9 protein-coding genes are annotated in these 12,858 nt (G+C 44.2%); 1 reads left to right on the forward strand and 8 read right to left on the reverse strand.

Features of this window, described 5'->3' with window-relative positions; translation table 11 throughout:
- Positions 1 to 189 precede the first annotated feature (189 nt).
- The 6 genes from L3V36_RS08455 to L3V36_RS08480 all read right to left on the reverse strand — a co-directional run bounded on the left by L3V36_RS08455 (position 190) and on the right by L3V36_RS08480 (position 8,668).
- Positions 190 to 1,503: an HlyD family type I secretion periplasmic adaptor subunit gene (locus L3V36_RS08455; protein ID WP_048614198.1), complete on the reverse strand. Its 1,314-nt coding sequence runs from the start codon at positions 1,501 to 1,503 to the stop codon at positions 190 to 192.
- Positions 1,496 to 3,742, reverse strand: a complete 2,247-nt coding sequence (locus L3V36_RS08460; protein ID WP_208775444.1) for an ABC transporter transmembrane domain-containing protein — start codon at positions 3,740 to 3,742, stop codon at positions 1,496 to 1,498. The genes L3V36_RS08455 and L3V36_RS08460 overlap by 8 nt, the downstream gene beginning before the upstream one ends.
- Entirely contained in the window at positions 3,739 to 5,385 is a 1,647-nt protein-coding gene (locus L3V36_RS08465; protein ID WP_065681744.1) for an ABC transporter ATP-binding protein, read from the reverse strand. Before L3V36_RS08465 ends, L3V36_RS08460 begins: the two co-directional genes overlap by 4 nt.
- Before the next feature lie 208 nt (positions 5,386 to 5,593).
- Positions 5,594 to 6,199: a CatB-related O-acetyltransferase gene (locus tag L3V36_RS08470; RefSeq protein ID WP_108189584.1), complete on the reverse strand. Its 606-nt coding sequence runs from the start codon at positions 6,197 to 6,199 to the stop codon at positions 5,594 to 5,596.
- A gap of 419 nt (positions 6,200 to 6,618) precedes the next feature.
- Complete coding sequence (locus L3V36_RS08475) at positions 6,619 to 7,731, reverse strand: NADH:flavin oxidoreductase (RefSeq protein ID WP_065681742.1); 1,113 nt, start codon at positions 7,729 to 7,731, stop codon at positions 6,619 to 6,621.
- 301 nt (positions 7,732 to 8,032) lie between these two features.
- Positions 8,033 to 8,668 carry an SDR family oxidoreductase gene (locus tag L3V36_RS08480; RefSeq protein WP_065605620.1) on the reverse strand — a complete coding sequence of 212 codons (636 nt, stop codon included), beginning with the start codon at positions 8,666 to 8,668 and terminating at the stop codon, positions 8,033 to 8,035.
- A 231-nt stretch (positions 8,669 to 8,899) separates the two neighbouring features.
- Here L3V36_RS08480 and L3V36_RS08485 point away from each other — a divergent pair, with 231 nt between their 5' ends.
- Positions 8,900 to 10,858, forward strand: coding sequence for a winged helix-turn-helix domain-containing protein (locus tag L3V36_RS08485; protein WP_065681741.1), 1,959 nt, complete (start codon positions 8,900 to 8,902; stop codon positions 10,856 to 10,858).
- 174 nt (positions 10,859 to 11,032) lie between these two features.
- Here L3V36_RS08485 and L3V36_RS08490 read toward each other — a convergent pair whose 3' ends face one another.
- Positions 11,033 to 12,154 carry a phospholipase A gene (locus tag L3V36_RS08490; RefSeq protein WP_208775442.1) on the reverse strand — a complete coding sequence of 374 codons (1,122 nt, stop codon included), beginning with the start codon at positions 12,152 to 12,154 and terminating at the stop codon, positions 11,033 to 11,035.
- A gap of 4 nt (positions 12,155 to 12,158) precedes the next feature.
- The gene (locus L3V36_RS08495; RefSeq protein ID WP_208775440.1) at positions 12,159 to 12,839 is read right to left on the reverse strand and encodes a DUF3313 family protein; all 681 of its coding nucleotides are present in this window, start codon (positions 12,837 to 12,839) and stop codon (positions 12,159 to 12,161) included.
- Positions 12,840 to 12,858: the final 19 nt, after the last annotated feature.

The raw sequence follows: 12,858 nt of genomic DNA on the forward strand, positions 1-12,858 counted from the left end.
CTTAGTGCTAGTAACTTACCGCTTAAACTCTAGGCAAGCACAATCGGGAGCATTAATTGCTCCCGATTGTTTCTCTCTAAAGAACATACAAACTTGAAAAAACGACAATCAAAAAGGGAGCACATGATGTGCTCCCTTTTTATTATTTGCTGTTGTTATTCGTATACTCTCATCGACTAGTTAACGTAGCTACCTTTCACCAAATGCGACGCTCACGTTCGTGTAAATTGGCTTCCACAGGTATTGGAAAACGGACTTCTCACCTGTTGTAATATCTACCTCGCCCGTCATACCTGGCAAGATAGAAAAGCTCTCCGGATTATCACGGAAATAAGGAACATCCACCGAGACGACGACTTCATAATAGATTTCACCGCGTTCACTTTGACTTGTGGTCGGTGAAATACTCTCAACCGCCCCTTTTAGCGCCCCAAAGCGGCTGTAATCAAACGCATCAATCTTGATACGAGTCGGCTGCCCTACACTCACAAAACCAATATCTCTTGGTGACAAACGCGCTTTAAAGTCGGCTTTCCCACCAACAGGAACAATTTCAACCACTGTCCCACCTGGCTGAATAACACCACCGTTTTGCGTGCTTGGCAGGCTTTGCACCAAGCCTTGTAGCGGTGACACCAACATGGTGTTGGTCAATTTAGCTTGGCTTGAACGAACTCTAGCATTCAATGCTGATAAGTCAGATACGGCTTTAGAACGATCATCGCTCACTTTAGCTTTCGCTTCCGCCAGAAGTTGTATAATTTTTTGGTCATTACTGTCAGCTTGTCTAATCAATACCGACTTCTTGCCACGAGCTTCTTCAATTTTCTGCTCAATACTGGCCAGTTTTTGACGCATTTCAAGCACACGTAAGCGTGAAATGTTACCCGACTTATAACCCTTTTCTAGTATGTTCAACTCTTGCTTAGTCGCATTTAACTCTTTCTCATAACTCGGCAAGGCCTTTTCTACGCTACGAAGCTGCTCTGCAATTTGCTCGCTCTCTTTCTCAAGCACCACACGCTTTTGGAAGTAGAGGGCTTTTTGCGCGTTTAGCTGCGCTTTTTGTTGGCTGACGATCTCTGGGTAATCGACCTCAAACTCAGCAAGATTAGGCTCACGTTGCTCAAGCAGCGCATTCATACGCTCCACACTGGCTAGAAGCGTCACTTGTTGGGACTTTAGCTCTTCAAGGGCGGTACGCTGGAAAGTGGCATCAAACTCAACAAGCGGCTGGCCTTTCTCAACCAACTGCCCTTCTTTAACGAGAATTTGCTTTAACTTCCCGCCAATCGCGCTTTGTAATACTTGCTTCTCGCCTTCTGGAATCACAGCACCTTTGGCTTTGGCGATTTCATCAACTTGAGTGACTACAGACCAAGTGGCAAAAGCAATAACACATAAGGCAACCGACCATGTGGCCAGCGCCAATGTACGAGCCGTATTTTGTGATTCAACAAGTTCACCGTAGCGCTTGCCCTTCTCGATAGATTGTTTAGTCATTAGCGACTCCTTGCTTAGACTTTGATTGTTGGGCTGCATTTTGTTGAGCAGACGCCTCTTGAGTTGACGGCTGTAGCTCTTGAGATAACGGTTGCTCAGATAACTGCGGTTCTTGAGAAGCTTGAGGCTCTGAAGGCTGTTCCTGCTTCGAAGACTGCTCCGGCTCTAATGGACCGGCATAAACCACTGCACCTTCATTTAATACCACCACTTTATCGGCAAGCTTGATTAAATCCGGATCGTGGGACGTGTAGATCACCGTTGCTTTTCCTTTTTTCGACTGCACAAACTCACCAAATATACGTTTAGCATTTGGGTGAGCATCAGGCACAGGGTTATCCATTAAGAACATTGGGTAGTCATAAACCAGCGCTTTCGCGTCAATGAGGATCTGCGCGACGCTGCCAGACAACATGTCAAAAAGGCTGTCCGGCTGAATACTGCTGATGGAAGTATCGAGCCCACCTGATAATGTCTCGAACCAACGCTTTCCGCCCACCATTTCAATTGCAGAGATCATTTTCTTATCTTCGACTTTGTGACCGTCGTTTAGCCACTCTCGAATACTCAGCGTAAGCAAATCAGGATATGCGGCTCGAATGAAACACCAGTGGCGATAGAGCTGCGGGTCGTATTGAACGAGGTTAACGCCTTCAAGCTCGACCATGCCGTTTTGGATAGGCTGCAAGCCAGACAGCACTTCAATTAATGTTGATTTACCGCTCCCAGAAGGGCCGGTAATCGCGACAATTTCACCGGCTTCAATATCAAAACTCACACCATTCAAGGCCGGGCGACTCTGTTTGGGATAGCGCAGCGTCACTTGGTCTAATTTCAAGTTAGGCGCTACCACAGGTAACGGGTGATGCTGGTAACTGAATTCACGCTCAGACGGCTGAGACAAAATGCGGTTCACTTGCAGCTTGGATTGATTAAAGCTATTAAAACGCATCGCACTGTTTGCCAACACCTGAGCAGGACCCGTCACCTTAGATATCAACATCATTGAAGCAATCAAACCACCAGGGGTCATCACTTGTTCAAAAATAAGTCCTATACCTAACCCCATCACGGCGAGTGTCGAACCCACACCAATGAAATAGTAAATCGAGGTGTACCGACTCTGGAGAACCGATTGATTAAAGGTCACTGTTGAAGCAAGAAGATTGGCTTTTTTGAAACGTTGAATCCAGTGCTCTGAGAATCCAGCACTGCGAATAAAGGCAAGCTTGGATGACAGCTCATTAGTCATGTTTTGACGATTCGTACCTGCCACTGTCGATTGCATCGAGCGCTTGCTGCTAGAGCGTATCGAACGTTTTGCTAGCAAGTAATAAAGGATTAAAGAGACGACTGGAACCAGTACCAACCATCCGCCTAAAACACCTATCGCAAGTACAAAAATAAGAATGAATGGTAGGTCAAATAACGCATTTCCTAATGGCCCCGATAACACGCCTGAAATACGCTCCGACAGCATCACTTGGTTTTGCTGACTAGAAGAAGCTGTTTGCTGATTTTGAGCATAGCTATTACGAAGCAGACGCTGCACGAGGGATTGAGAAATCTCACGACTTACTCGGTTGGAAACTGAAGCAAAAACTCGGCTACGTAATGTTCTCAACCAACCCATCATCACAAACAACAACGCCGCGCCAATGGCGATACCTTGCAACTCATGCCCTGCATCACCGCCAATCACATGGTCATAAATCGACATCGTGATGAAAGGAACGGCAAGCGCAAATAAGTTAGTGATAAAGCTGACCAACAACAATTTAGGAATGATGGGACGAAACGCATGTAACCTTTCGCCAACCCAATCAGGAGAGGCCTTCTCTAATGGTGGCCCTTCGATAACGATGCAAAACTGTGGGATCTGGGTAATGTCGTCATTGGCATTAAAGGCAACAAATTGCTTGGATTCTAAATGACCAGAGACCAGCTCATGTTCACCAAGTACCAGTAAGACCAATTTATGTTCACCAACTTCATCTAGGTTGGCAACCAAGCGATAAGGCAGTGCAAGCCTGTCGAACAAGGCAAACATATCGTCGATTGATTCAATGCCATTTTCATCGACCCATTGATGTGCGAACAACTGGATATTAGCATTAACTTCCAACTGCTTAAGAACGGAAAGGCTCTCGGTTTCTAAATGATTCATCACCTCTTGTCGACCGCTGGTATCTGCACGGTTGTTCGTACCTGAAGGGTTACCAATATCTAAACGATTCATACGACGGCCTCCTGATTGCTCTCGCTGTCGACCGTAATAGCTCGACTTTCCACTGTAATGATTCGATTAGCCAATTCGCGAAGCTTCGAATGGTAGCTCACCATCAGTATCGTGCGTCCTGCCGTTACTTCTTCCTCCAACACCTTAGCTAGATTCCCAAGGGCGTCTAAATCAAGTGAAGAATCCGGCCTTTCCAACATGATTATGGGTTTATCACTTGCCAATTGAGCCGCTATATTGAGCATTTTCACGTTACCCATACTCAACAAAGAAGCACTCGTATGGCCAATTTGTGTCTCGAGCCCATCGGGTAATCGAGTAATCTCTTTGGTTAAACCCAAACGCTTTGCATAGTCACTGGCGCTTTGCGTTTTCTCAGGGTCAAAGCCACACAAGTTGTCGAGAATAGTACCCGACACCAACTGCCCTTTAACGCCACAGTAGGCCACAATATTGGTTACGGATGCGATTGAAACTGCAGCTCCGTTAATGAAGCACTCACCCGCTTTTAGATCATCAATACCTGCAATCGACGACAATAAATGACTGTTGGTGTGGCGATCCTCACTCTCTAACAATATCAACTCACCTTTATTCAGTGTGACATCTGCATGAGAGAGTTCACCGTATCTTTCAACGGTCGCTTGCTTGATTTCCAACGTCTCAAAGTCAGATAAGTGGTTCTCAACTTGCTCAGATCCTGAAAAATCAGATAGTGACAAGTCACTCAATTTTTCTATTGCCTGATTAGCACTGTGTATTGAATTAAGCTTAATTCGAACTCCCACCAAAGCACTTAAAGGTGCGACGGCTCTGCCCGATAAGATAGAACATGCCGCCAAGCCACCAGTAGTTAACTGACCATCCAACACCCATAAGCTCCCCGTAATCACGAGTAAAACTGACGTGGCTAATGCAGCAAGCTGAATACATTCTTGGGCGAAGGCGTTCTGTTCTTCTTCTCTCGCTTTAGACTGAGAGCGAACGTTATTGAGGGATTTAAACTGATTGAAGATTCGAGACTCAACAGCCTGGCGTTTGATTCCCTGAATGGTTTGGCTAAGTAGAATCAAGAAGGCTTTTCGCTCCTGCTCATCTTGGGAAGCTTCTTCACTTAAGCTTTTAACGCGAATAGAAGATAACCAAACAATTCCGAGAGTAATCAGCCAAACTGCCAAAGGTATCGCCACCAGCTCACCGCCGATGTAAGCCACCAAGCCCAAGAAGATCAAGGCAAAAGGCAAATCAATAAAGCCTGCAATCACACCACCGGAATACCAATCTTTGACTTTGGATACAGAACCAAGCCCCTCTTCCACGCCGCCAACACCAATGTGGCGGAGATGGCCTGATGAAGCCGTTGTTACTCTTTCAACCAAGGTTTGATAGGTCGCTTTCTCGGTATTGCTGGCCGCGGCTGACAAAAGCCAAGTACGCACAAACCGGATCAATGCTTCCATGGCAACAGCCAACGCTGCACCCGCCAACAACAAAGTGGCAGTACCGTAACTTTGGTTAGGTAAAATACGATCGTAAATTTGTAAAACCGTTAACGGAACGGCGAGAGAGAGAAGATTTATGAGTAAAGAAGGCAGTAGGACTTTCCCCACCACCCCTTTGTTTTTCATTGAACTTGCGGGCATACACAATCCTTATCCATGCTTATGAAATAAGATTGGTACACCATGTTGAGTATTGCAAGGTAACGGACTGATTTAACGTGTTTTTCAATATAAATATGACACAGATCTTTCTACACAAATCTATGGCTATACCCGTACCTTAAAAACGCTCCTTACAAACGCTCGTTACAAGCGCTCCTTACAAACAATTGTCGTAATCCGTTATCGCCTACTTTAACTTTGAAAAGTCTGAGTTACATAAATGCGGTTTCAGCGCTTCAAATTTATCTGAGGGCCACTCGTATATTTTGAATGAAATGAGTTCGTCAATAACGGACTCATCAAAGCGGTGTTTAACGACTTTAGCTGGGGAGCCACCAACAATACTGTAGGGAGCGACGTCTTTAGTCACCACACTATTCGCTGCAACTACAGCGCCTTCGCCAATCGTCACACCGGGCATCACCATCGCTCTCATGCCTAACCACACCCCATCTTCAATGTGAGTGCCACCTTTGCCAATGTAGGCATCGTCGATGACATCCATAAATGGGTACAGCGAAAACCAATCAACTCTGTGGGTATGGTTGCCACCCATCAAAATCACGACCTCTGCGCCAATACAGACATAATCACCGATATGGAGTTCGTCGATTTCCCATCGAGGCTCCCACTGGCGGCTGACTTCGTCGCCGTGTAAATAACGCACTACCGATTGTTCAAAACCGTTATCCCAGCAATCGCTGTAATAACTGTGTTGACCTTTTACATGAATATTGGGGTTGGTTACGACTTCATGCAACAACTCGAATTTGGACCAATGCTTCTTTTGCATTTTTACCTCTGAATGATCTATTTAGTTTTATTCGTTAACTATCAGAATGTTCGACGATGCAAATCCAAGGTGCACAAACTAACGCCCTATAAACACAGGGTTCACTGGGATGAATAGTGAGTATCACGCTTAAATCATAGCAATGTCGCTAAAACTAAAGAGACGTCAGTGGATTCGAGGTTGCTTAAGAAGAGGAAGTAGTTTCAAAGTTTGCTCAGTTTTTATCGATAACTTGGTTGGATAATTTACAGGCGTAGTGTAACTGTTTAGTCGCGCCAATTTGACAGGAAGATGTGATTAATAAGGTTTCAAATATCGTTTCGTAGAATACGGCATGAACAAGAGCCTGCGCGATTACACAGGCTCAAACTTAGACTCGGCTATAAATTTCGGCTCACGCTTGGAGCTGGGTTCAGCGACTACATACGAGCAAGCTGTACTTTTCTGTCTTTATTCACCACGCAAAAATTACCGCGCTTAGTACGACATTTAGAGCATCGTTCGCATTCAACAGGGCTTCTATCCCCTTCCTTCCAACGCTTAACTAAATGGGGTTCAGAAAGCAGCGGTCTTGAAAGCGCGAAGTACTCAATGCCCGTGTTGTTTGCAATCGCTTCGATAGCATCAAAATCCGTTAGGCCACCTACCGTGATCACTGGGATGTTAACGTCTTGGCTGATCGCGTGACCATACTCATGGAAGTAGCCTTCAGCTTGAATGGTAAAACCATCGTGCGACTCGCCAATCATAGTGTCTGCTTTGCCATGAATATTGCCTGACACGACAATGCCATCCACACCCACTTGTTCAAGCTTTTTACAGACAATACGTGTTTCCTCAAAGGTGACGCCACCTTCAAAAAACTCGGATGCCGTGAGCTTAACTAAGATAGGGAAATCATCACCCACTAGCTTACGTGTCGCGGTATAGATCTCTAACAAAAACCTCATGCGGTTTTCTAAGTTACCGCCGTACTCATCTTCACGTTGGTTGTAGTAAGGGCTTAAGAACTGATTAATCAGGTAAGTGTGAGCAGCATGAATTTCAACGCCATCAAAGCCTGATTTTTGTGCTCTCAAAGACGCTTGAGCAAACGCATCAACAATGTAGTCGATCTCGTCTTTGCTCATCGCTTTGCCTAGTGTTTGAGTGCCTTTTTCTGGAACCTCACTTGGTGCGTAGATCACTCGTTCGCCAAGATCATGCGTGGTTTTCGTGCCACCATAAGCCAATTGCATCACGATTTTAGAGTCGTTGTCGTGCACCAGTTGAGTCAGCTTCTGATACTCTTCAATGAATGAGTCGTTATACATACCCATCATGCCCGCATTTGGCTTTTCTTCTTCAACGATGTTCGCGTAACCCGTTACGATCAGGCCGACTTCACCTTGAGCCAACTCTTCATAGATAGAGTACAGTTTATCTGTCATATGCCCATCTTCGGTGGCCATATTTTCCCACGTTGCACTTCTCATGAAGCGGTTCTTTAGTGTCATCTTGCCAATGTGGGTTTCTGTAAACAAAGTGCTCAAGTGTCTTCCTCTCAAAATCGTATTACGCGAGTTACCCATTAAGCATGGGCACTGATTCAGGCGGATACTACAGAGAATAAGGCAGGGAAAACTTAATCTAGATTAAGAGAGCGGCACTCTCATATGGAAAAAGGCAGAAAGAGACAGCAAAAGATGAGAAAAGAGAAATTAGAGGAAACAAAGGAAGTAAACAGAAGCCACTTAGTTTCACTAAACGGCTCCACAGATTTATAAGCTTATAGCTTTATAGCTTTATAGATTTATAGATTTATAGCTTTACTAAAAATCAGACTTAACAGCGTTATCCATATTGAACCGTAGGATCAACACACTGATAGATCTGCCCAATGCTCGCTTCATTGGTTAACAAGGCTTCAATAAGGCGCGCCACTTCTTGTCTATAAATCACACCATGAACTTCGACCTGCTGGGACAGCTCACCGTTGCCAGTCTCCTCGCCGTCTAACAAGCCACCCGGACGTAAGATGGTGTAATCCAGAGAACTCGAGGTTAGCCAAGCTTCGGCCAACGACTTTTCACGAACCGCTGCGCCAAACCCTTTTCGAGATCGCTCCGACAAATACTGCCAAGAGTCACCACAACCTAACGACGTTACCAACACAAATCGAGCAATACCATTGACTTCAAGCGCATCAGTCAGATGTCGGTGTCCAATGTAATCAACGGGAATGTCAGCTCTGAAGCTGCCCATACTAGAAACGACCAGTGTCGATTTAGGTAACTGAGCGACCACAGATTCAACCTGTTCTTTATCGGTAGCATCACAACGCAGTGTGGTGATACCAAGTTCAGCCAAGCGCGTGTTCTTCTCTGGGTTTCTCGCAATCGCTATCACTTGATAATCTTGTTTGTGAAAATGCTCAACAATTGCAGCACCCAGTCCACTTCCTGCTCCCCATACAACGACCGTACTCATAAAAAACCTCATAATATTCATGTTGTAGTGATACTAACCAGACAATTTAAACCGTTCCTTTATCGAGATCAATAAATGAGAATAAGTCTCAATATTATTTTTATTTTTTTGCGGGCTCTCACTAATCCGCTCAAAAGCACGACCACTTATCATAATTAGACATTGGTTAATTGAATTGCCCAAACATGTCTACTAAAGTAATTTTAATACAATGACTTAGTCTCGGTGGTTATGAAAAAAGAACGCATTCAATACTCTTTCGACGTGTGGTTATTTATTCCTGATGAAGACAAACTCATCATGAATGATGAAGACGTGATCATCGACAATCGCTTGTCCAAGCTACTCAACTTTTTCTGCCAAAATCCTAAGATCGTATTCTCACGAGATGAGCTGATTAATGAAGTCTGGAATGGCTCAATCTTGACGGATCAGGTGATCACGCAAGCCATTTTTGAACTGCGCAAAATACTCAAAGCGGCTGAACGACATTCAATGGGACACATCATCACCGTGCCCAAACGCGGTTATAAACTCGATGTTGATGTCCACAAAACCATCTTAGTACCTGCAAGTGTCACCACAAATACCGTGTCAGTTACAGACATGAATCATGCACCTAATGCTTTTGGTTCCTTTCCTACAACTCAATCAGACGCACCAGATACATCGCCAGTTTTGGATGAGGATAAAAAACAACAAGTTGAACCAAAAGCAGAATCGGTTACTGGTGAGAACCTAATAAGCGATCAAGGCTCAGAGGCCAAAACCGTACTCGAAGAATCTGAAGAGAGTTCAATCGATGCAACCTCAGAAAAACCTGCTTCACAAGAGCCTATTCAGCCTATTGATCCGCAACCTAGCGCTTCGAAACCTAGCGATCCACGACCTAGCGATCCACAACCTAGCGCTTCGAGCTATGTCGATCCAAGCCATACCGATTCGAGTACAGCACAGTTCATTCAACAGTCACCTGTAAATAAAACAGCTAACGACAAACAAGCGCCTATCGCAGAAAATAAACCTCAGAAAAGAACGTCTCGTGCTGTGATGTTTGGGGGCGCTATAGTTATTACGCTTGGACTTATTTGGTGGACGTTAAAACCGACCAGCCCTACATCGGACGCCTTCGATTTGAGCAGTTTAAATACCGCTGCTAATGAATCAAACCAACCACTCGCTGACTCAAATCAATCAACGGAACAAAATCGTCTTAATCAAACAGCAGACAGTCAAAACCTAGATGCCCACAAAGCACACGAATCTGTGCACTACTTATCTTTAGAACCTAGATACATTTACGTAAGTATCGATGACAACTTGAAGACGGATGCCTTTAAGCGTGGGATCATCCATAAATTAATGAGCTACTTGACCACCTATCGCGATTTCCGTGTCGTAGTCGATGAAACCTTGGTGCCGAATTCAGCCAACGTGATCAGTTTCAAGAGTGAAATTGATGGCGACAGAGAATACCTTGATATCACCTACTTCAACCGAATTTCTAATTTCAGACACCTAGGTCGAGATTACCTGATTGACCCGGCTTCACTCCACACGACCATGCGTTCAATGCTCGATGATCTATTGGATTCATTTAATTTGGATATTCAAAAATCGATATTGAAGCAGCAAATCTCTGAGTTACCCAAACAGGAAGAAGCCTTAAAGCTCACCCTTGAAGCGCTCGGGCTCACCTTCATGACGTTAGACAGAACCGACACCTTGTCTAAGATCGCCCAAGCCAATGAGCTAGAACCCGACAACCACTTCGTTATGTCGAACCGTTACATGTATGAGCTTGCCGACATTTTTATAATGAGATCGAAGAATAAGAATAAGCAGGTTGAAGCACTCAATAAGAAATTCAAAAAACAGTTACTCAATGCTCAGAACAATGCTAACTCTTATCGAGTCTATGACGCGTTAGCAGCCTACTTCCTCACTGAAGATAACCCTGACCAAGCCGAATACTATCTGAGCTTGATTCCGAGGAATGAATACAGTGTGATGTCTATGATTATCTTGGCAAAAATTGAAGAATCTCAAGGCAACCCTTCAATGGCGGAAGAGTATTACTATGAAGCGATATTAGAATCTGGCCACCCTGTGGTTTTGAAAGTCGCTCAAACACTGTTTTTCAAAAGTAACATCACCGAGATTGAATCCAAATTAGGTATCAACCAATGATTAAGCTCTTAACTATTAACTATTAACTATTAACTATTAACTATTAACTATTGGCTATTAGCCGTTAGCTATTAATATAGAAAACACACCGCTTACTCAGGCGGTGTGTTTTTGGGTTCTCACAAAAATCAGTAATCGTTAATCGCTCAATCGTTGATAAAAAAGCGATAGCCGCTATAAGGCATTAGTTAGCAGAATACCGACACCAATCCTTTCACTGTTGTAGTCATAATCAATCAAGCTTTCTCCATAGCCTTTGTAGTACTGGACATACCCTTGAAGCCGGCCATACAGAGGAAAGCTGAGTGATGTCTGTATTCCACCATACCCGGTTTGAAAGTTATAACGACCCAATGCTGAAACCTCAAAACCATCCCACTTGTAAGCGCCAGACAATTCGTAGTGACCGAGATAGTCTTGAATATCAGGGTTGTCATCGCTACTACTCGACTCAGGAATTCTGTACCAAGGCTGGAAATAAACCGCAAAGTCATCTTCGGTATACCCTAGCCCAACATAAGCGCGGTTCCAGCTACGACTCAGCTCTGCCGTTCGTCCGTTAGATTCATGCTCTAAACCCAAACGCGAAAACCACACACCATCAGCTGACTCGATGTTCAAAGGCGTTTCGTAAAAGATCTCTGGGCGATAGTTAGTCTCTCTAAATGGTGATGAGATATCAGAAGAGTACGCCTGCCAAAATGATTTGAGCGTAAAACCAAAATAGATTTTGTCCGCTTGATTAAAAACACCATCATCAACCACTGGAATTTTTAAACTTAACTGCAGTTTGATCTCTTCATCGCTGAGGTCATCCGCTTTACCTCCGAATCGCTCATCCCCATAGGGCTGTGTATTCACGTTGGTCATGTGAGTCACTGGCAAAATGTAGTTCAAACGATAAGGCGTTATAACAAACGGGTTATCTTCAGTTGTGTACTCCATCTTCAATCGCGTGACTTTAGACTCCAGTGCACTTTCGCTGATGGAGTCTAAACCGTCTTCGCGGGTTTCACCCGACAACTTATTCTCGGGTGTTTTGTTTGATGTAACGGCTTCTTGGGATGCGCATTGCTGCTTTAACCACTCAATACTTTGTTGATTGGTTGCTTTGGCCAATGAAGACAAAATACATTGCTCATAGCTTGCTCGTTCATCAACACCGCTAGTATTGGCATACGCTGAAGCATTCACAACGAGGCCAATAGCCAGTAGAGCAAGCGTGTTTTTGTGTCCAGCTAGCCTTTCACCAACCCCAAGGCGTTTACTAGCGCTGTTCTGTTTACGAGATCGCATGACTCTACCCTTGGTCTTTATCTTGGTAAGTCACTTCAAACGCAAAGTCGACCGCTTGCTGAGTAATTTGCTCAACGTTTTTATCAAGCATCTCAATGGTGATTTCTGATTTGTCGTTCTCAAGTACGCCATTATCGTTCACGACGAAAATACGACGACCAATAAGCTGAGATGAATTATGATCTTTCAGATCCACACTCGCTAATATACGAATAGAGCGATCACGAGTACCTGCTGCGTATTTTACAGCGCCGATAACCGAACCTACTGGGATAAACTCAGTCACACGCATGTCTTCAGGAATGTCATTGATATCATATAACTTCACGCTAATATCAAGCTCCTTGTTCTCCAAAACTACGTTCTTGTAGCCCTGTAATTTCTCAGCCAACTTCTCATCCATTTTCTTATGGATCTGTGCTTTAAATTGAGACTGAACCTCCTTTGATACATGCTGATCAACACCCGAGCTTTTCATGCTAACGGTTGTAAATTCAAATTGATTAAAGTGAAGTGACGCGCTGTCTTTCGCTATCCAAGAAACGCCTTTCCTATCATCATCAAACTGGCTATCAATAAAATAATGATTTGAGTCGACGCTCTTGATTTCTTGTTTATCTGGCATGTTGCTTGAACAGCCAGCAGTGAATAAAACGAACAATGGGAATAGGTAATGTAGTTTCATGTGAACCTCTAGTTTTCTA

The organism is Vibrio sp. G-C-1, assembly GCF_021728015.1.
Taxonomy (GTDB): domain Bacteria; phylum Pseudomonadota; class Gammaproteobacteria; order Enterobacterales; family Vibrionaceae; genus Vibrio; species Vibrio splendidus.